Genomic DNA, 17104 nt, shown 5'->3' on the forward strand with positions numbered 1-17104 from the left:
GAGCGGCCATGAGCCGCCGCCTGCCGATCATCCATCGCGTGACCGAGCGATCCGGCGGCCCGCTGGACCGCAATGTCGAAGAGCTGGATCTGGAGTTCAGCAATGGCGAACGCCGGCGCTTCCACCGCGTGCGCGCGGATGGCCACGGCGCGGTGGTGGTGGTGCCGCTGATCGACGATGACACCGTGCTGCTGGTGCGCGAGTACGCGGCCGGCGTGCATCGTTACGAGCTGGGCCTGGTCAAGGGCCGCATCGACGCCGGCGAGACGCCGGAGCAGGCCGCCGATCGTGAACTCAAGGAGGAAGCAGGCTACGGCGCGCGCCGTGTCGACGTGCTGCGCAGCCTGACCCAGGCGCCCCTGTACATGAGCCACCAGTCCTGGCTGGTGGTCGCACGAGATCTGTATCCGGAGCGCCTGCCCGGAGACGAACCCGAGGAGTTGGAAGTAGTGCCGTGGAAGCTTGATGCCCTCGACCAGCTGATGCTGCGCGAGGATTTTTCGGAAGGTCGTTCGCTGGCGGCATTGTTCATCGTCCGCGAATGGCTGCGTACCTCGGCATGAGCCGGATGACCTCTGACCTCCACGAAGCCGTTCTTGTCATCGCCCGCGAAGCCGGCGAGGCGATCATGGCGGTATACGAACAGGGCTTCGACGTGGCCCGCAAGGCCGACGACAGCCCGCTGACCGCGGCCGATCTGGCCGCGCACCGGGTGATCTCGGAAGGCCTGCGCCGCCTGACGCCGGAATGGCCGGTGCTGTCGGAGGAAGCGGCCGACATCCCCTGGGAGACCCGTTGTGCCTGGCCGACCTACTGGCTGGTGGATCCGCTGGACGGCACCCGCGAATTCATCAAGCGCAATGGCGAGTTCACCGTCAACATCGCGCTCATCGAGCAGCACATCCCGATCTTCGGTGTGGTGCAGGCGCCGGTCACCGGCGAGATCTGGCACGCCGAACGTGGCCGCCATGCCTATCGCCGGCGCGGCCAGGTGGATGAGCAGTTGCGCAGCCGGGCGCCGGCGAAGGCGCCGCTGCGGGTCGCCGCCAGCCGTTCCCATCGTGACGCGCGCACCGAGTCGGTGCTGGCGCGGATGGGCGACATCGAACTGGTGGGCTTGGGATCCTCGCTGAAGTTCTGCCGCATCGCCGAAGGCTCCCTCGACGTGTATCCGCGCTTCGGGCCGACTTCGGAATGGGACACGGCCGCCGCGCAGTGCGTGCTGGAGGCGGCGGGCGGCGCATTGCTGGCGCCGGATGGACGCGCGTTCCGCTACAACCGGCGCGAAACCCTGCTCAATGGCGATTTCATCGCCCTGGGCGATCCCGCCTTGCCGTGGCGCGAGTGGCTGGAGGACGGCGCCGTTGAACAGACCGCCTGATCCGCGCGACATCCGCGAACTGCTCGACATCATGGCGCGCCTGCGCAATCCCGAAGGCGGTTGCCCGTGGGATCTGGAACAGGATTTCGCCACCATCGCGCCGTACACGATCGAGGAGGCTTACGAAGTCGCCGATGCGATCGACCGTGGCGATCTGGAGGATCTGAAGGACGAGCTCGGCGATCTGCTGCTGCAGGTCGTGTTCCATGCGCAGATGGCGAAGGAGCAGGGTGCGTTCGCGTTCCCGGACGTGGTGGCGGCGATCTGCGACAAGATGGTCCGGCGCCATCCGCACGTGTTCGGCGACGACCGTTTCGAGGACGCCGAAGCGCAGACCCGCAATTGGGAAGCGATCAAGCAGGCCGAGCGTGCCGTCGCCGGCAACGCCGATGCGTCCGCGCTGGCCGGCATTTCGCGCGGGCTGCCGGAATGGCAGCGCGCGGTGAAGCTGCAATCGCGCGCGGCGCGGGTCGGTTTCGACTGGCCCGGTCCCGCGCCGGTGATCGACAAGCTGCACGAGGAAATCGGCGAGGTCCAGGCCGAACTGGCGCAGGGCGACGTGGTGGCCAACCATGATCGGCTGGAGGACGAGATCGGCGATCTGTTGTTCGTCGCGGCCAACCTCGCCCGGCATGCGAAGGTCGATCCCGGTGCGGCATTGCGCCGCGCCAACCTCAAGTTCGAACGCCGCTTCCGCGCCATGGAGGCGATCGCGGCCGAACGCCGGGAAACGCTGAAGGATCTTTCGCTCGCGCAACAGGAAGATCTGTGGCAACAGGCCAAGCGGCAGGAACGCGGCGCGACGGAATGAGCCGGTCGCCACAGGGTCGCCAAGGAGCTCGCGCATGAAAACCCTGCTGCTGTTCGTCATCACCGCGCTGGCGGAAATCGTCGGTTGCTATCTGCCGTATCTGTGGTTGCGCAAGGGCGGCAGCGCCTGGCTGCTGGTGCCGGCGGCGGCGAGTCTTGCGCTGTTCGCCTGGCTGCTGACCCTGCATCCCACCGCCTCGGGCCGTGTGTACGCGGCCTACGGCGGTGTCTACGTCACCATCGCGATCGGCTGGTTGTGGGCGGTGGACGCAGTCAAACCGACGCGCTGGGACCTGCTGGGCGCGGGCCTGTGCCTGCTCGGCATGGCGGTGATCATGTTCGCGCCGCGGCCGGCCTGAACGCCCGCGCGGCGTTGCGTCCACGGGCGCGCGGGGCCATCATCCCGCCGGTTGGCGCAATGCCGGACCGGGAGGGCGCTTCATGAGCCGTTTCGCCAGTTTCCGCGAGTTCTATCCGTTCTACCTGAGCGAGCACGGCAACCGCATTTCGCGCCGCCTGCATTTCATCGGCAGCTGCGGCGTGCTGCTCCTGTTGGCCTGGACGATCGTGTCGGGCAATCCGTGGTGGCTGCTGGCGGCGCTGTTCTGTGGCTACGGATTCGCCTGGGTGGGGCATTTCTTCTTCGAGAAGAATCGTCCGGCCACCTTCCGCCATCCGTTCTATTCCTTCGCCGGCGACTGGGTGATGTTCAAGGACATCCTCATCGGCCGAATCCGGTTCTGAACGTCCGGTTCCGAGCGTTCACGCCGCGTCCGCCACGCCGTCCTGCGAGCCGATCCGGAACAGGGTGCGGCCAAGACCGAATGCGGTGTCCAGATGCCGCCGCGCGTCCTCGCCGGCGGCTGGCACCAGCAGTTCGGAAGTGATCACGCGCGCGCCGCAGTACTCGAAGATGCCATGGTCGATCTGGGTGCGCATCGCGCCGAAATAACCATGCCGCGCATAGGTCCGCAGGTCGGCGCCGCCGATGGCGAGCAGGTGGACCGCCAGGTGGCCGAGCCGGCGCTCGTCGCGCCCCTCCCGTTCCTCATAGGCCCAGCCCTGCGAGAACACCCGATCGATCCAGCCCTTGAGCAGGCCCGGCATGGACCACCAGTAGACCGGATAGACCAGCGCCAGCGCATCGGCGCGATCGATGCGCGCCTGCTCGGCGCGCACGTCCGCGTCGGCGGGGGCCCGTTGCTGGAAGCGGGCGATGTCGCCCCCGGTGAAGCGCGGATCGAAGCCCTCCCGGGCGAGGTCGGCGAGCTCGGTGGTGTGTCCGGCATCTTCCACGCCATCGGCCAGCCGGCGTGCCACCGCGTGGGTGAGGGATGGGGGCAGGGGATGGGCGGTGACGATCAAGGCGTGCATCGGAGGGCTCCAGAGGGTACGGCGGGGGTGGAGGGTCGGTATATACTTTCGGTAACTTATTGGCCATAACCTACTTTTGGTATATAGCAATGTCAAGCCGCGTCACCCCTGCCGATCCGGCCTCCGAACCCGTCGCCCGCAGGCGCCTGTCGCGCGATGCGCGCTATCGCCAGTTGCTGGAAGCCTCCTGGCGCCTGATCGGTGAAGAGGGCACGGAAGCGCTGTCGCTCGGACGCCTGGCCGAAGCGGCGGGCGTCACCAAGCCGGTGGTCTATGACCATTTCGGAACCCGCGCGGGGCTGCTCGCCGCGCTGTACCGGGATTTCGACGCGCGCCAGACCGCCCTGATGGACGCGGCGCTGCGCGAGGGCGCGGCGGATCTGGATGCGCGCGCGCGCGTCATCGCGCGCTGCTACGTGGAATGCGTGCTGTCGCAGGGAAGGGAGATCCCGGGTGTGGTCGCCGCCCTGGCCGGTTCGCCCGAGATGGAGCGCATCAAGCACGAGTACCAGAGCGCGTTCATGGCCAAGTGTCATGACCTGCTGGTGCGGTTCGCGCCGGATCGACGGCTGCCCGCGGCGGGTCTGTGGGCCGTGCTGGGCGCGGCGGAATCGCTCTCCTACGCGGCGGTGGCGGAAGCCATCGACGCGGCGCAGGCCATCCGCGCGCTGACCGATCTGATTGTCGGCATCGTCGAGCGCGGTGGATGCGAGGACAAGGCCTAGGCGATCCGCCTGCTCATTCGTAGAACATCAGGAACGCCGCGCCGACGATCAGCGCGAACGCGGCGTAATGATTCCATTTCAGCGGCTGGCCCAGGTACCAGGTGGAGAAGCCGGCGAACACCACGAGGGTCAGGATTTCCTGGATGGTCTTCAGCTGCACCACCGAGTAGACGGTGCTGCCAAGCCGGTTGGCCGGCACCATCAGGGTGTACTCGAAGAAGGCGATGCCCCAACTGGCGAAAATGGCCAGGAGCAACGGTGCGCTGCGGTATTTGAGGTGCCCGTACCAGGCGAAGGTCATGAACACGTTGGAGCCGAGCAGAAGCACGAGCGGCAGGATGCGGGCGAGCATGGAGGGGACCGGCGGGAGGACGCGCCAGCCTAGCCTCACTGCGGGCTGAATGGCAGCAGGGGCCTTCACGCGACCTCAACTGGCCGCCGGGTAGCTTCACAAAGCTGAAGCACTAGGGAGCTCTTATGCGCCACTCACAGGAAACCGCGGGTCTGGTTCTGGTCGTCGAGGACAACCGCAACATTTCGGAAATGGTCGGCGAATACCTGGAAGGCCGGGGATTCGAGGTCGACTACGCCTCGGACGGACTGGACGGCTATCGGCTGGCCACCGAGAACAGCTACGACGTGGTCGTGCTGGATCTGATGCTGCCGCGCATGGACGGCATGGAAGTCTGCAAGAAGCTGCGCAACGAAGCGCGCAAGTCCACGCCGGTGCTGATGCTCACCGCCCGTGACACCCTGGACGACAAGTTGACCGGACTGAGCTCCGGCGCCGACGACTACCTGACCAAGCCCTTCGCGATCCAGGAACTGGAAGCCCGCCTGCGCGCGCTGATCCGGCGCGAGCGCCGCCAGGTCGGCGCCGAGGTGCTGAAGGTCGCGGATCTGGTGCTGGATCCGGTCAGCATGCGCGCCACCCGCGGCGGCAACGAATTGATGCTGTCGCCGATCGGCCTGCGCCTGCTGACCATCCTGATGCGCGAATCGCCCCGGGTGGTCACCCGCCAGGAGATCGAGCGCGAAATCTGGGGCAACGGGCTGCCGGATTCGGACACCCTGCGCAGCCATCTCTACAACCTGCGCAAGGTGATCGACAAGCCGTTCGACAAGCCCTTGCTGCATACGGTCCAGAGTGCCGGCTACCGGATCGCGGACATCGGCTGACGACCACGGCATAATCCGGCCGGGGAGAGGAGCCGCCATGCCGCAGGGGTTGCCGCGCAAGCTACGTATCGCCTTCATCCTGCAGGCGGTGATGGTCAGCCTGGCCATCGTGCTGGGCGTGTACCTGATCTCGGCTGTCATCAAGCACAGCCTGATGAACACCGCGCTGCAGGAGGAAGCGACCCATTTCTGGGAGCTCTACGACGCGTCCACCGCGCAGCCTCCACCCAACACCCACAATCTTCGCGGCTATCTGGTGGTCAAGGGGCATTCCAACCTGGTGCTGCCGGACAACCTGCGCGACCTCAAGCCGGGTTTCCACGAACTCAAGGACGACGACATGCTGGTGCTCGTGGACGAGCAGCCCGCCGGCCGTCTGTACCTGGTGTTCCTGCGTTCGCAGGCCGAGCGGCTGGCGTTCTACTTCGGCACCCTGCCGATCATCCTGACCCTGATCGCGATCTACGTGGTGTCGTGGCTGACCTATCGTGCGTCCAAGCGGCTGGTGTCGCCGGTCAGCTGGCTGGCGCGGCAGGTGTCCGAATGGGATCCGCGCCGGCCCGATGTCAGCGGACTGGCGCCGGATCGCCTGCCGGCGGAAGTGCAGGGCGAAGCGCGCCAACTGGCGTCGGCGCTGCACGGCCTGGCCCAGCGCGTGGCCTCGCACGTGGCCCGCGAGCGCGACTTCACCCGCGACGCCAGCCACGAGCTGCGCACGCCACTCACCGTGATCCGCGTCGCCAGCGACATGGCCATGGCCGAGGAGGCATCGCCGCGGGTGGTGCGTTCCCTGCAACGCATCCAGCGCGCCGGCCGCGACATGGAGGCGGTGATCGACGCGTTCCTGATCCTGGCGCGCGAAGCCGAAGTGGAGCCGCAGCGCGAGGACTTCGACGTGGCCGACATCGTGCTCGACGAAGCCGAGAACGCCCGCGCGCTGCTGATCGGGAAACCCGTCGACCTGGAAGTCAGCTGCCACGCCAAGCCGCGCCTGCACGCGCCGCCGCGGGTGTTCCAGGTGGTGGTCAGCAACCTGCTGCGCAACGCATGCAGTTATACGGATACCGGCCGCATCGACGTGGTCGTCGAGGCGGACCGGGTGATTGTCCGCGACACCGGCATCGGCATGTCGGCCGAGTCGATGGAGCGCGTGTTCGAGCCGTTCTACCGCGCCGATCCCTCGCGTCCGCGCGGGAGTGGCCTGGGCCTGTCGATCGTCAGCCGCCTGTGCGACCGGTTCGGCTGGAAGATCGAGTTCGAGAGTGAGCTGGGCAAAGGCACGGCCGCGGCCATCCGCTTCACCTGAGCATCCGCGGGAACGGAAAGATGAGTGGCAGCCCAACGGACACGGCGGCCATCTCTCCGCTGTCAACCGCCGCACCCGCCGTGCGTTAATGGGCCCAGACTTCCCTTCGACATAGCCGACTCGCCCGCATGAGCCAGCCGTCCCGCCGTCGCTCCCGACTGATTCCCCGCATCATCCTCGGCATCGCCGTCCTCGCCATCCTGGGCGCGGGGGCGTGGTACTGGAAGGGCCGCCAGGCCAAGGCCGACGAAGGCGCCTATCGCACCGCCGAGGTCGAGCGCGGCAACATCCGGGTCGCGATCTCCGCCACCGGCACCCTCAGCGCCATTTCCACCGTCACCGTCGGCAGCCAGATCTCGGGCCAGGTGACCGATGTGCTGGTCGACTTCAACAGTCCGGTGAAGAAGGGCGACGTGCTGGCCCGCATCGATCCCAAGACCTACGAGGCGCAGATCGAGCAGGGCACCGCCCAGATTGCCGCCGCCCGCGCGTCGCTCGCGCAGGCGCAGGCGACGCTGCACAACGCCGAACTGGACTATCGCCGCAAGGCCGATCTCGGCCAGCAGAAACTGGTGGCGCAGAGTGATGTGGACCTGGCCCGCGCCGCGCGGGATCAGGCGCGCGCCCAGTTGAACTCGGCGCAGGCGCAGATCCGTCAGCAGACCGCGTCCACCCAGACCACCCGGGTCAACCTGGAGCGCACGGTGATCCGCTCGCCGGTGGATGGCGTGGTGCTGACCCGCAGCATCGAGCCCGGCCAGACCGTGGCCGCCAGCCTGCAGGCGCCGGAGCTGTTCACCATCGCCGAGGATCTGCGCAAGATGAAGATCGAACTGGCGGTGGACGAGGCCGACATCGGCCAGGTCAAGGTCGGCCAGACCGTGTCCTTCACCGTCGATGCCTTTCCGGATCGCCAGTTCAAGGGCCAGGTCGAGCAGGTGCGCCTGGCCGCCACCACCACCAACAATGTCGTGACCTATCCGGTGGTGGTGACCGTGGACAACGGCGACGAGATTCTGCTGCCGGGTCTGACCGTCAACGCGGAAATCGAAGTCAGCAAGCGCGACAACGTACTCAAGGTGTCCAACGCGGCGCTGCGCTACAAGCCCACCAACGAGGACGAGCAGGCGCAGGGCGCGCCGCAGGCGGCCCAGGTGCGCGGTGGCGGGGTGACCGAGGATTTGCAGCGCATCGCCGGCGATCTGCAGTTGACGCCGGAACAGCGCGCGGCGTTTGACGCCGCGGTGCAGGCGGTGCGCGAGCGCCAGGCCGCGCGGATGGCGCAGGTCCAGGAGGGCGGCGGCAATCGCCTGTTCGGGGGTGGTCCCGGCGGCGGCGGTCCGCGCACGGTGACGAGTGGTGGCGCCGGCGGCGCGATGCAGGCGCAGCTCCGCCAGCGCATGGCGGAGCGTTTCCAGCAGGATTTCGCCACCTTCCGCGCCACGCTGGATCCGGCCCGGCAGCAGCGCTGGGACAACGAGCTCAAGACCCTGCTGGCGGCCAAGCGCGCCCCGCTGTACAAACTGGTGGCCGGCAAGCCGGAGCGGATCATGGCGCGGCTGGGCGCCAGCGATGGCAGCGCGACCGAGGTGTCCGGCGACATCAAGGCCGGTGATCAGGTGATCGTCGGCGAGCGCGCCAGGGAATGAGTGCCGTGCCCGCTTCCGCCGGCGGCGTGCCGGTCATCCAGACCCGGGCGCTGAGCAAGGTGTATTCGCCCGGCACCGAGGCCGAGGTGGTCGCCCTCAAGGGCGTGGACGTGCGCATCGAGCGCGGCGACTTCGTCGCCATCATGGGACCTTCGGGTTCGGGCAAGTCGACCCTGATGAATCTGGTCGGCTGCCTGGATACACCTTCTTCCGGCAGCTATCACTGCGACGGCGTCGATGTGGCAACGCTGGACGCGGAGGAACTCGCGGTGCTGCGCCGGGACAAGATTGGTTTCGTTTTCCAGGGCTTCAACCTGCTGCCCCGGATGAGCGCGCTGGAGAACGTGGCGATGCCGCTGGGCTATGCCCAGGTGCCTCCGCACGAACGTACCGAACGCGCGCGCAAGGCGCTGGCGGCGGTCGGCCTGGCCGAACGCGGCGGCCATCGTCCGAGCGAACTCTCGGGTGGCCAGCAGCAGCGCGTGGCGATTGCCCGCGCGCTGATCAACGAGCCGCCGATCATCCTGGCCGACGAACCCACCGGCGCGCTCGACAGCCGCACCGGCGAGGAAATCCTGGCGTTGTTCAAGCGCCTGCGCGATGAGGGCCACACGGTGATCCTGATCACCCACGACGCCGATGTGGCCGCCCATGCCGACCGCATCCTGGTCATGCGCGACGGCGAGTTGCATGAGGAGCCGGGGTTCGGGAAACGGGATCCGGGATGGGGGGAAAGCAACCCATGAACTTCACCGATATCCTGCGCACCGCGATCTTCGCCCTGCGCGGCAACTGGATGCGCAGCGCGCTGACGTCGCTGGGCGTGATCATCGGCATCGCCGCGGTCATCGTGATGGTTTCGGTGGGGCAGGGCACGCAGGCGGAGATCGACAAGCTGGTGTCCGGCCTCGGTTCGCAGCGCCTGGACATCAATCCGGGCGCCGGCCGCGGCGGTGGCGGCGTGCGCATGAGCGGCAGCGGCTTCTTCACCTTGCGCGAGGGCGACGTGGACGCCATCCGCAGCGAAATCCCGGAAGTGCAGTACGTGGCCGGGGCGCTGCGCGGCAGCAGCCAGGTGGTGTACGCCGAGAACAACTGGTCGAGCAGCTGGCAGGGCGTGCAGCCGGACTACTTCGACATCAACAGCTGGACGCTCGCCAATGGCGAAGGCTTCGACACGCAGGACTACAGCAGTGCGGGCAAGGTGGTGATCCTGGGCGAGACCGTGCGCCGCGAGTTGTTCGGCGAGGAAACCGGGATTGGCCAGAGCGTGCGCATCGGCCGGGTGCCGTTCACCGTGGTCGGCACGCTGGCGCCGAAGGGGCAGGGTGGTTTCGGCCAGGACCAGGATGACGTGATGATGGTGCCGCTGGAAACCGCACGCCGCCGATTGATGGGTTCGATGGGCCTGCCGCCCAGCGCGGTGATGCAGATTGCGCTGACCGTGGCCGACGCCAAGGATCTGAGCTACGTGCAGGGCGAAGTCGAGGCGCTGCTGCGCCAACGCCACAAAATTGCGCCGGGCGAGGACGATGATTTCAACGTCCGCAACATTTCCGAAATCGTCGCCACCCGCACCGCCACCACCCGCCTGATGTCGTTGTTGCTGGGCGCGGTCGCGACCATTTCGCTGATCGTCGGCGGCATCGGCATCATGAACATCATGCTGGTGTCGGTGACCGAGCGCATCCGCGAAATCGGCTTGCGCATGGCGGTCGGCGCTGGGCCCGGCGATGTGCGCCGGCAGTTTCTCGCCGAGGCCATGCTGATCTCGCTGATCGGCGGGGTGCTCGGCATCGCGATCGGCATTGTCGGAGCGCTGCTGGTGGGCAAGTTCAGCGAACTGCCAGTGGCCTTGAACGGGCAGGTCATCGGCCTGGCGGCCGGCTTCTCGGTCGCTACCGGACTGTTCTTCGGTTACTACCCGGCGCGCAAGGCCTCGCAACTGGATCCCATCGAAGCGCTGCGCTCGCAGTAGGCCGGCGTCGGCCGCGCTTCTGCGGCATCATCGGCACATGGACCTGGATACTTATCGCCAGTTGAGTTCGCAGGCGCGCCGGCTGGCGCGCGGTGCCGCCGACGCCGAGGATCTGGTCCAGGACACTCTGGTGGCCGCCCTGGAGGCGGATCGCGCCGACATGCCCTGGCTGGCGGGCACGCTGCGCAACCTCGCCGCGATGCAGGCGCGCACCGCGGTGCGCCGCCGCCGTCGCGAGGCGGTCAGCGCGGAGGGCGAAACCACGGTCGACGAAATGAGGCCAATCGACCGCGTCACGGCCGCCCGTTGGCTGCGTGACTGGCCCGTCAGCCTGCGACGAGTGGCGGTGCTGGCGCTGCATGGTCTGTCGGTCGAGGAAATCCGCTGGATTCTGGGACTGTCTCCCGAAGCGTTCCGGCAACGGCTCAGCCGCATCCGCAAGGCGCTGGGGACGCTGCCGCCGATCGCGCGCGCGGAGAGCCTGGCCATGGCGTACGTGCGCGATCCGGCGCGCAGCGTCGATCTCCAGTTCGGGCTGGTCCGCCGTCGCCTCAGGGCGGCGCTGGGCGGCAGCGCCGGCCTGGCCACCCACGATGCCGACGGCCATTTGCTGGTGATCCGCCGGCCCGGTCACACCTGGCGCCCCGACGGCAACGAATAGTCGGGACCACAACCACAAGGAGGATTCCCATGCTTTCCCAATGCAAGGTCGGCGCCATCGTGTTCTTCGTCAGCGACCTGGCGCGCTCGATCGGTTTCTACCGCGACACGCTCGGCCTGCCGGTCAATGCCATCGACGGCCATGATGGTCCGTTCGCGCTGGCCGAGGTCGGCGGGCTGACCCTGGTGTTCATCGTCCAGCCGGTCCGGCCGGGTGATTCGCCGGTGGTGGTGTTCAGCCTGGACGGCGGCATCGATGACTACGCCGAAGCGCTGGCGCAGCACGGCGTGGAAATCGTCGTGCCGGTCGGCGAGTCGCCGGACGGCGGGCTGTCGCTGGATTTCGTCGATCCGGATCGCAACCTGCTGAGCCTGCATCAGGATGCGGGGCTGCCGCGCCGGAAATAGTCAACGGACATCCGCGCCTTCCGGGTCCCGAAGCCCGGAAGGCGCGTTCCGGGTCATGCCGTGCCCGGAGCGTTGTCCTGCGACCAGGCTTCCATGCGCCGCTGCATTTCCTCGGGCGCGACGTCCTCCACATGGGTCGACAGCGACCACTTGTGTCCGAACGGATCCACGACCGAGCCGATGCGATCGCCCCAGAACTCCTGCTTGACCGGGCGGTCGGCGCGCGCGCCCGCCTTGACCGCGCGCGCATAGGCGGCGTCGGCGTCCTCGACATAGATCATGAAGCTCGATGTCGCGCCGCCCCGGGTATTCGGCGACAGCGCGTTCATGTCCGGCCATTCGTCGGACAGCATCAACACGGTGTCGCCGATGCGGGTTTCGGCGTGGCCGATGCGATCGCCCATCGGCAACCGGTACATTTCCTCGGCGCCGAAGGCGTCACGGTAGAAATCCAGCGCCTTGGCGGCGTCGTCGACAATCAGGTAGGAAGTAACGCTGTGGTAGCCCTGCGGACGGTAGGTGGTGGTAGCCATGGGAGAGGGTCTCCTCTGCGGGAGACCGACCCTACGCCCGCGGGGGTTACGTTCCCGTCTAGGCGAAACCGCGGGAATACCGGGAAAAATGATCGCGTGGCGGGGTGTCCGCTCAGTTCACGTAGGGAGCCAGCAGTTCGCGCCAGAGCGCGTAGCCGGCCGCGTTCATGTGCAGGCGATCCGCCAGGAACAGGTCTTCCCGCGGCTTGCCCGCGGCATCCAGCATCGGCGTGAGCACATCGATGTACACGAAACCGCGGCGGGCGGACTCGGCCTTGATCAGGGCGTTGGCCTCGCGCTGCGCGCCGAGCAGGTGCGCGCGCGACGGACTCGGCTTGGTGGAGATGTAGATCAGGCGCGTCTTCGGCAGCTTGCGATGGAGGAGTTCGGCGAACGCGACGAAGTCGTCGTGCAGTTGCCGCGGCGTGCGGCCGCTGGCGAGATCGTTGTCGCCCGCGTACAGCACCACCGTCTCCGGCTGGCAGGGCAGCACGATGCGCGGCGCGTACCAGGTGCTGTCGCGGATCTCCGAGCCACCGAAGCCGCGGTTGATGACCTTCACGCCGGGGAAGTCGCGGGCCAGGGATTCCCACATCCGGATCGAGGAACTGCCGACGAACAGCACCGCGTGCTTCGGCGGCGGCGTGGCGGCGTCCTCGGCCGCGAACCGCTGCATGTCCTTTTCCCATTCCGCGTTGGAGACTTCGGCGGGGATGGCGGGCGCCCGTTTCGCACTGGCACCGGAGGGCGACGTGGCGCAGGCGGACAACGCCAGCAGGACCGGCAGCAGCAGACAGGCCAGGCGGCGGACGGGCAGCGGGAAGCGGGACATCGGGACGGGCTCCGGACGACGGGGGAAGGGCAGTGAAGCAGCCGGGACGGCCAAAGGCAAACCCATGCGTGCCGGGAAGGCATCCCGATATGGCAAGATCGGGGTCTTCTCCGCCGCCTCTCCTTCCATGCCCGTTGCCGCGATGACCCGCCTCCCGCCTTGCCTGCCTGTCCAGGCCGCAGGCTGACCGGAGATCCAGGAATGGCGGACGAAATCGGACATATGCCCCGGGGTCCGGGGCGCATCCTCAAGGCGGCGGTCTGGTCGATGCAGGGCCTGCGCGCGGCCTGGCTGCACGAATCCTCGTTCCGGCTGGAGGTCTACCTGCTGGTGGTGCTGACGCCGCTGGCCCTGTGGCTGGGCCAGACCCCGGTGGAGCGCGTGCTGCTGATCGGCAGCTGCCTGCTGGTGCTGGCCGCCGAACTGCTGAACTCCGCGATCGAGGCGGTCATCGAGCGCTACGGCCCGGAGCATCACGAACTGGCCGGGCGTGCCAAGGACATGGGCTCGGCGGCGGTGTTCGTGTTGATGATGAACGTGCTGCTGTGCTGGGGCCTGATCCTGTGGCCCCGCCTGTCCGAACTTTTTTCCTGATCAAGCAAGGTTGCAAATCGAATGAGTCTAGAGTTCCTGGCCGACCCCAACGTCTGGCTGACCCTGGTGACGCTGAGCGCGCTGGAAATCGTGTTGGGCATCGACAATCTGGTGTTCATTTCCATCGCGGTGAGCAAGCTGCCGGCGCACCAGCGTCCCAGCGCCCGTCGCTTCGGCATCGCGGTCGCGTGCATCACCCGCATCGCGCTGCTGGTCTCGCTCGCGTTCCTGGCGCGGATGCAGAACGACCTGTTCACCGTGGCCGGCATGGGCATCTCCATCCGCGATCTGGTGCTGATCCTGGGTGGCATCTTCCTGCTGGTGAAGGGCGCCAAGGAAATCAAGGAACTGATCACCGGCGGTGAAGACGAGGATCCGTCCACCACCAAGGCGTCGGCGGTGTTCGGGCTGGTGATCGCGCAGATCGCCATCATCGACATCGTGTTCTCGCTCGACTCGGTCATCACCGCGGTCGGCATGGCCCAGCACATTCCGATCATGGTCGCGGCGATCCTGCTGGCGGTAGCGGTGATGCTGCTGGCCGCCAACCCGCTGGGCCGGTTCATCGACGCGAATCCGACCATCAAGATGCTGGCGCTGGCGTTCATCGTGCTGATCGGAGCGGTGCTGATCCTGGACGGCCTGGAAGTCCATGTGCCCAAGCCGTATGTCTACTTCGCGATGGGCTTCTCGGTGATGGTCGAGTGGCTGAACCTGCTCATGCGCCGCCGCGCGGCGAAGAAGCACATTCCGGGCGCCGGCAACTGGTAGGCCCGACCGCTGCTTCCGGCTCCCCCGACGCCCGGCTCCCGCCGGGCGTCGGCGTTTGGAGGCTGGCTGACGGGCCGGCGACCCCGGCGGCGCGGTTGCATCCTTCACCGGCGGATGCTGCAATGCCGCCGTCCCTGCCGAAGGAGTGGTGCCATGCGTCTGTTTGTCCGTTCGTTCGTGCTGGTCGCGCTGGCCGTGTTGCTGTCCGGCTGCGGCTACAACGCCATCCAGCAGAAGGATGAAGCGGTCAAGGCCGGCTGGTCGGAAGTGCTGAACCAGTACAAGCGCCGCGCCGATCTGATCCCCAACCTCGTCAAGACCGTGCAGGGCTACGCCCAGCAGGAACGGCAGGTACTCACCGACGTCACCAATGCGCGCGCGCGGGTGGGCCAGATCCAGGTCAACGCCGACGATGCCGCCTCGCTGCAGCAGTTCCAGCAGGCACAGGGTGAACTATCCGGCGCGCTTTCGCGCCTGCTGGTGGTCACCGAGAACTATCCGAACCTGAAATCGGACCAGTCCTTCCGCGACCTGCAGGCGCAGCTGGAAGGCACCGAGAACCGCATCACCGTCGCCCGCGGCCGCTACATCCAGACGGTGCAGGACTACAACACCTATATCCGCTCGTTCCCGCAGGTGATCACCGCCAAGATTTTCGGCTACAAGGAAAAGCCGAATTTCACGGTGGAGAACGAGGCGCAGATCCAGCAGGCGCCGCAGGTCGATTTCGGCACCCCGCCACCGGCACCGGCCGCTCCGCAGCCCTCCGCGCCACCGGCCCCGTAGCCCGCACCCGCGCCGGCCAACTGACCGACCGCGATCGCGCCGATGCTGCGCCGCGCGCTGGCCTGTCTGCTGCTGTGGTGCTGCCTGCTGCCGGCGGCGGCACAGCAGCTGGCGGCCATTCCCGCCCTGGATTCGCCGGTGGTCGATACCACCGGGACGCTGGACGCCACGCGGAAACAGCAACTGGAACAGCAGGCGCTCGCCCTGCAGCAGCGCAAGGGCAGCCAGTTGCAGGTGCTGATCGTGCCCACCACCGAACCGGAGGGTATCGAGCAGTACACGCAGCGCGTGTTCGAGCAATGGAAGCTGGGGCGCAAGGGCGTGGATGACGGCGTGCTGCTGCTGGTCGCCAAGAATGATCGGCGCGTGCGCATCGAACCGGGCTACGGACTGGAAGGCGCCATCCCCGACGCGATCGCCAACCGGGTCATCCAGGAATACCTGGTGCCGAAGTTCCGCGCCGGCGACTACGGCGGTGGCATCACCGACGCCACCGCGGTGCTGGTCAAACTCATCGATGGCGAGGCGCTGCCGGCGCCGGTCAGCGACAACCGCCCGGAGCGCTCGCGCGGCGGCGACTGGCTGTTCACGCTGTTCGCCGCCTTCGTCATCGCCACCATCGTGCGCGGGGTGTTCTGGCGCGCGCCCGCCGGCATCCGCGGGCTGTTCACCGGCGCCGCCTCGGGAGGAACCGCGTTCCTGTTGTCGTCGCTGATTCCGATGGCGGGAATCGCCGGCGTATTCGGCCTGATCTACGGCCTGCTGTCCGTGTCCAGTGGCGGAGGCGGTGGACGCTATGCCCGCCACCGTGACTGGGGCGGCTGGGGCGGCGGCGGCGGTGGAGGATTCGGCGGTGGCGGCGGCTTTGGCGGCGGCGGCTGGGGGGGCAGTGGCGGCATGTCCGGAGGCGGTGGCGCCTCGGGGAGCTGGTGATGCGCCTGCTGCGCCATCTGTTCCCGCCTTCCGCACGCCGGCTGTTCCCCGCCGACAGCCTGGAGCGCATCGCCGACGCCATCCACCAGGGCGAACAACGCCATCGCGGCGAAGTGATGTTCGCGGTCGAACCGGACCTGCCGATGCAGGCCGTGCTGCGCGGCATGCAGGCGCGCGAACGCGCGCACGAGGCATTCGCGCGCCTGCGCACCTGGGACACGGAAGCCAACAACGGCGTGCTGATCTACCTGTTGCTGGCCGATCATCGCATCGAGATCGTCGCCGACCGGGGTCTGCGCGGGCGCGTCAGCGACGAGCAGTGGCGCGGGGTCTGCCAGCTGATGGAAGAACACCTGCGCGCCGGTGACGCCGAAGCCGCCGTGATCCGCGGCATCGCCGCGGTGTCGGATCTGCTGGCGGCCTTCTACCCGCAGGACGGCAGCCAGCCGGACGAGGACGAACTGCCCAACCGGCCGCATGTGTTTTGAATCCGCGGCCGTCAGGCCGCGCATGGGCGACCAGGATGGCGTCGGGCTTGCGCGGGATTACGCCGGGCCGGATGCATCCGGGATCAGAGCAGTTCCCCAAAACGCATGCTCACCGGTTCGATCAGCGCGAGGAATGCCTCGCAGCTTGGCTGCCCCTGCCAGCCTGCGCACAGGGCCTGTGAACGTTCGCGACTGTCGGCGAGCGCGAGATCGATGAAGCTGCCGTCTTCCAGCTTGATCAGATGCTGTCGGCACCAACCCGGCTGACCGGAAAGATGGGTCTCCACCATGGCGGAGTAGGCTTGGCGCATCGTGCTTTCATCGATGCCGGGCTTGAGGCGGAAGTGCCCGATCTCGACGCCGTGCCCCGGTACCATTTCACGAGTACCGACAGCGCTCTGGCTGTAATGCCCCATATGCACGAGCGTGTTGATTGAAGCCCGGAACTCGGCAAACTCTGGAGCATTTCCAACACGTTGCGCTGCGGCTTTCGCATCGTCGTTCGACCGCCATGCGACCAGGTCCACACGTTCAAGGGCGTCCCCTGAGGCGGTGAGTGGCGTCCATGCGATGAACCCCGGGTAGTGCTTCACCCGATCACGCGCGGAGTTTCTGGAGAGGTCGGCGGCGTGCGCATCGTCAACGCGGTAAGTGACGATTTCGTAGCAGAGAGGATTGGTCATGCCTGATGCATCCA

At 67.5% G+C, this 17104-nt stretch carries 23 protein-coding genes; 18 read left to right on the forward strand and 5 right to left on the reverse strand.

The window, feature by feature from the left end:
• The first annotated feature begins 8 nt into the window (after positions 1 to 8).
• The 5 genes from nudE (at position 9) to AC3DEZ_RS10905 (ending at position 2935) form a co-directional block, all read left to right on the forward strand.
• Positions 9 to 563 carry an ADP compounds hydrolase NudE gene (gene nudE, locus AC3DEZ_RS10885; protein WP_447103206.1) on the forward strand — a complete coding sequence of 185 codons (555 nt, stop codon included), beginning with the start codon at positions 9 to 11 and terminating at the stop codon, positions 561 to 563.
• Entirely contained in the window at positions 560 to 1381 is an 822-nt protein-coding gene (gene cysQ / locus AC3DEZ_RS10890; RefSeq protein WP_488388215.1) for a 3'(2'),5'-bisphosphate nucleotidase CysQ, read from the forward strand. The genes nudE and cysQ overlap by 4 nt, the downstream gene beginning before the upstream one ends.
• Entirely contained in the window at positions 1365 to 2192 is an 828-nt protein-coding gene (mazG, locus tag AC3DEZ_RS10895; RefSeq protein ID WP_488388216.1) for a nucleoside triphosphate pyrophosphohydrolase, read from the forward strand. The genes cysQ and mazG overlap by 17 nt, the downstream gene beginning before the upstream one ends.
• Before the next feature lie 34 nt (positions 2193 to 2226).
• Entirely contained in the window at positions 2227 to 2550 is a 324-nt protein-coding gene (locus AC3DEZ_RS10900) for a YnfA family protein (RefSeq protein ID WP_447103203.1), read from the forward strand.
• Between the two features lie 82 nt (positions 2551 to 2632).
• The gene (locus tag AC3DEZ_RS10905; protein ID WP_488388217.1) at positions 2633 to 2935 is read left to right on the forward strand and encodes an Mpo1-like protein; all 303 of its coding nucleotides are present in this window, start codon (positions 2633 to 2635) and stop codon (positions 2933 to 2935) included.
• Between the two features lie 18 nt (positions 2936 to 2953).
• Here AC3DEZ_RS10905 and AC3DEZ_RS10910 read toward each other — a convergent pair whose 3' ends face one another.
• Positions 2954 to 3565 carry an NAD(P)H-dependent oxidoreductase gene (locus tag AC3DEZ_RS10910; protein ID WP_488388218.1) on the reverse strand — a complete coding sequence of 204 codons (612 nt, stop codon included), beginning with the start codon at positions 3563 to 3565 and terminating at the stop codon, positions 2954 to 2956.
• A gap of 89 nt (positions 3566 to 3654) precedes the next feature.
• Here AC3DEZ_RS10910 and AC3DEZ_RS10915 point away from each other — a divergent pair, with 89 nt between their 5' ends.
• Positions 3655 to 4290 (forward strand): TetR/AcrR family transcriptional regulator, encoded by a 636-nt coding sequence (locus tag AC3DEZ_RS10915; RefSeq protein WP_488388219.1) that lies wholly within the window; start codon positions 3655 to 3657, stop codon positions 4288 to 4290.
• A 13-nt stretch (positions 4291 to 4303) separates the two neighbouring features.
• Here the strand turns inward: AC3DEZ_RS10915 and AC3DEZ_RS10920 are convergent, their stop codons facing one another.
• A complete protein-coding gene (locus tag AC3DEZ_RS10920) occupies positions 4304 to 4642 on the reverse strand; it encodes a DMT family protein (RefSeq protein ID WP_447103199.1) in 339 nt (112 codons plus the stop codon).
• Between the two features lie 125 nt (positions 4643 to 4767).
• Between AC3DEZ_RS10920 and AC3DEZ_RS10925 the strand changes: the two genes are divergently transcribed.
• From AC3DEZ_RS10925 to AC3DEZ_RS10955, 7 genes are all read left to right on the forward strand, one after another.
• On the forward strand, positions 4768 to 5469 hold the full coding sequence (locus AC3DEZ_RS10925) for a response regulator transcription factor (protein ID WP_079724910.1): 702 nt from the start codon (positions 4768 to 4770) through the stop codon (positions 5467 to 5469).
• 37 nt (positions 5470 to 5506) lie between these two features.
• On the forward strand, positions 5507 to 6775 hold the full coding sequence (locus AC3DEZ_RS10930; protein ID WP_488388220.1) for a sensor histidine kinase: 1269 nt from the start codon (positions 5507 to 5509) through the stop codon (positions 6773 to 6775).
• Positions 6776 to 6903: 128 nt separating this feature from the next.
• Positions 6904 to 8424 (forward strand): efflux RND transporter periplasmic adaptor subunit, encoded by a 1521-nt coding sequence (locus AC3DEZ_RS10935; protein WP_488388221.1) that lies wholly within the window; start codon positions 6904 to 6906, stop codon positions 8422 to 8424.
• Positions 8421 to 9170 (forward strand): ABC transporter ATP-binding protein, encoded by a 750-nt coding sequence (locus AC3DEZ_RS10940; protein WP_447103196.1) that lies wholly within the window; start codon positions 8421 to 8423, stop codon positions 9168 to 9170. Before AC3DEZ_RS10935 ends, AC3DEZ_RS10940 begins: the two co-directional genes overlap by 4 nt.
• Entirely contained in the window at positions 9167 to 10402 is a 1236-nt protein-coding gene (locus AC3DEZ_RS10945; protein WP_488388222.1) for an ABC transporter permease, read from the forward strand. Before AC3DEZ_RS10940 ends, AC3DEZ_RS10945 begins: the two co-directional genes overlap by 4 nt.
• Before the next feature lie 37 nt (positions 10403 to 10439).
• Positions 10440 to 11063, forward strand: a complete 624-nt coding sequence (locus AC3DEZ_RS10950) for an RNA polymerase sigma factor (protein WP_488388223.1) — start codon at positions 10440 to 10442, stop codon at positions 11061 to 11063.
• A 29-nt stretch (positions 11064 to 11092) separates the two neighbouring features.
• On the forward strand, positions 11093 to 11470 hold the full coding sequence (locus AC3DEZ_RS10955) for a VOC family protein (RefSeq protein WP_488388224.1): 378 nt from the start codon (positions 11093 to 11095) through the stop codon (positions 11468 to 11470).
• 53 nt (positions 11471 to 11523) lie between these two features.
• Here AC3DEZ_RS10955 and AC3DEZ_RS10960 read toward each other — a convergent pair whose 3' ends face one another.
• Together AC3DEZ_RS10960 and AC3DEZ_RS10965 are read right to left on the reverse strand one after the other, a co-directional pair.
• The gene (locus tag AC3DEZ_RS10960; RefSeq protein WP_488388225.1) at positions 11524 to 12003 is read right to left on the reverse strand and encodes a VOC family protein; all 480 of its coding nucleotides are present in this window, start codon (positions 12001 to 12003) and stop codon (positions 11524 to 11526) included.
• Positions 12004 to 12115: 112 nt separating this feature from the next.
• Entirely contained in the window at positions 12116 to 12835 is a 720-nt protein-coding gene (locus AC3DEZ_RS10965; protein ID WP_488388226.1) for an SGNH/GDSL hydrolase family protein, read from the reverse strand.
• Between the two features lie 201 nt (positions 12836 to 13036).
• Here AC3DEZ_RS10965 and AC3DEZ_RS10970 point away from each other — a divergent pair, with 201 nt between their 5' ends.
• The 5 genes from AC3DEZ_RS10970 to AC3DEZ_RS10990 all read left to right on the forward strand — a co-directional run bounded on the left by AC3DEZ_RS10970 (position 13037) and on the right by AC3DEZ_RS10990 (position 16407).
• Positions 13037 to 13429, forward strand: coding sequence for a diacylglycerol kinase (locus tag AC3DEZ_RS10970; RefSeq protein WP_488388227.1), 393 nt, complete (start codon positions 13037 to 13039; stop codon positions 13427 to 13429).
• A 21-nt stretch (positions 13430 to 13450) separates the two neighbouring features.
• The gene (locus tag AC3DEZ_RS10975) at positions 13451 to 14200 is read left to right on the forward strand and encodes a TerC family protein (protein WP_447103190.1); all 750 of its coding nucleotides are present in this window, start codon (positions 13451 to 13453) and stop codon (positions 14198 to 14200) included.
• A gap of 153 nt (positions 14201 to 14353) precedes the next feature.
• A complete protein-coding gene (locus AC3DEZ_RS10980; protein WP_488388228.1) occupies positions 14354 to 14986 on the forward strand; it encodes a LemA family protein in 633 nt (210 codons plus the stop codon).
• Positions 14987 to 15028: 42 nt separating this feature from the next.
• Positions 15029 to 15919 (forward strand): TPM domain-containing protein, encoded by an 891-nt coding sequence (locus tag AC3DEZ_RS10985; protein ID WP_488388229.1) that lies wholly within the window; start codon positions 15029 to 15031, stop codon positions 15917 to 15919.
• Positions 15919 to 16407 carry a TPM domain-containing protein gene (locus AC3DEZ_RS10990; RefSeq protein WP_488388230.1) on the forward strand — a complete coding sequence of 163 codons (489 nt, stop codon included), beginning with the start codon at positions 15919 to 15921 and terminating at the stop codon, positions 16405 to 16407. Before AC3DEZ_RS10985 ends, AC3DEZ_RS10990 begins: the two co-directional genes overlap by 1 nt.
• A gap of 83 nt (positions 16408 to 16490) precedes the next feature.
• Here the strand turns inward: AC3DEZ_RS10990 and AC3DEZ_RS10995 are convergent, their stop codons facing one another.
• On the reverse strand, positions 16491 to 17090 hold the full coding sequence (locus AC3DEZ_RS10995; RefSeq protein ID WP_488388231.1) for a hypothetical protein: 600 nt from the start codon (positions 17088 to 17090) through the stop codon (positions 16491 to 16493).
• Positions 17091 to 17104 lie beyond the last annotated feature (14 nt).

Source organism: Pseudoxanthomonas sp. 134C1, from assembly GCF_057773065.1.

Excerpts from the sequence above, each read along its gene's own strand:
- AC3DEZ_RS10905 (WP_488388217.1), top strand. The coding sequence starts at position 2,633 with ATGAGCCGTTTCGCCAGTTTCCGCGAGTTCTATCCGTTCTACCTGAGC.
- AC3DEZ_RS10900 (WP_447103203.1), top strand. The coding sequence starts at position 2,227 with ATGAAAACCCTGCTGCTGTTCGTCATCACCGCGCTGGCGGAAATCGTC.
- AC3DEZ_RS10935 (WP_488388221.1), top strand. The coding sequence starts at position 6,904 with ATGAGCCAGCCGTCCCGCCGTCGCTCCCGACTGATTCCCCGCATCATC.
- AC3DEZ_RS10910 (WP_488388218.1), bottom strand. The coding sequence starts at position 3,565 with ATGCACGCCTTGATCGTCACCGCCCATCCCCTGCCCCCATCCCTCACC.
- cysQ (WP_488388215.1), top strand. The coding sequence starts at position 560 with ATGAGCCGGATGACCTCTGACCTCCACGAAGCCGTTCTTGTCATCGCC.
- AC3DEZ_RS10945 (WP_488388222.1), top strand. The coding sequence starts at position 9,167 with ATGAACTTCACCGATATCCTGCGCACCGCGATCTTCGCCCTGCGCGGC.
- AC3DEZ_RS10915 (WP_488388219.1), top strand. The coding sequence starts at position 3,655 with ATGTCAAGCCGCGTCACCCCTGCCGATCCGGCCTCCGAACCCGTCGCC.
- nudE (WP_447103206.1), top strand. The coding sequence starts at position 9 with ATGAGCCGCCGCCTGCCGATCATCCATCGCGTGACCGAGCGATCCGGC.
- AC3DEZ_RS10965 (WP_488388226.1), bottom strand. The coding sequence starts at position 12,835 with ATGTCCCGCTTCCCGCTGCCCGTCCGCCGCCTGGCCTGTCTGCTGCTG.
- AC3DEZ_RS10985 (WP_488388229.1), top strand. The coding sequence starts at position 15,029 with ATGCTGCGCCGCGCGCTGGCCTGTCTGCTGCTGTGGTGCTGCCTGCTG.
- AC3DEZ_RS10995 (WP_488388231.1), bottom strand. The coding sequence starts at position 17,090 with ATGACCAATCCTCTCTGCTACGAAATCGTCACTTACCGCGTTGACGAT.
- AC3DEZ_RS10970 (WP_488388227.1), top strand. The coding sequence starts at position 13,037 with ATGGCGGACGAAATCGGACATATGCCCCGGGGTCCGGGGCGCATCCTC.
- AC3DEZ_RS10960 (WP_488388225.1), bottom strand. The coding sequence starts at position 12,003 with ATGGCTACCACCACCTACCGTCCGCAGGGCTACCACAGCGTTACTTCC.
- AC3DEZ_RS10975 (WP_447103190.1), top strand. The coding sequence starts at position 13,451 with ATGAGTCTAGAGTTCCTGGCCGACCCCAACGTCTGGCTGACCCTGGTG.
- AC3DEZ_RS10990 (WP_488388230.1), top strand. The coding sequence starts at position 15,919 with ATGCGCCTGCTGCGCCATCTGTTCCCGCCTTCCGCACGCCGGCTGTTC.
- AC3DEZ_RS10980 (WP_488388228.1), top strand. The coding sequence starts at position 14,354 with ATGCGTCTGTTTGTCCGTTCGTTCGTGCTGGTCGCGCTGGCCGTGTTG.
- AC3DEZ_RS10920 (WP_447103199.1), bottom strand. The coding sequence starts at position 4,642 with ATGCTCGCCCGCATCCTGCCGCTCGTGCTTCTGCTCGGCTCCAACGTG.
- AC3DEZ_RS10930 (WP_488388220.1), top strand. The coding sequence starts at position 5,507 with ATGCCGCAGGGGTTGCCGCGCAAGCTACGTATCGCCTTCATCCTGCAG.
- AC3DEZ_RS10940 (WP_447103196.1), top strand. The coding sequence starts at position 8,421 with ATGAGTGCCGTGCCCGCTTCCGCCGGCGGCGTGCCGGTCATCCAGACC.
- AC3DEZ_RS10925 (WP_079724910.1), top strand. The coding sequence starts at position 4,768 with ATGCGCCACTCACAGGAAACCGCGGGTCTGGTTCTGGTCGTCGAGGAC.
- AC3DEZ_RS10950 (WP_488388223.1), top strand. The coding sequence starts at position 10,440 with ATGGACCTGGATACTTATCGCCAGTTGAGTTCGCAGGCGCGCCGGCTG.
- AC3DEZ_RS10955 (WP_488388224.1), top strand. The coding sequence starts at position 11,093 with ATGCTTTCCCAATGCAAGGTCGGCGCCATCGTGTTCTTCGTCAGCGAC.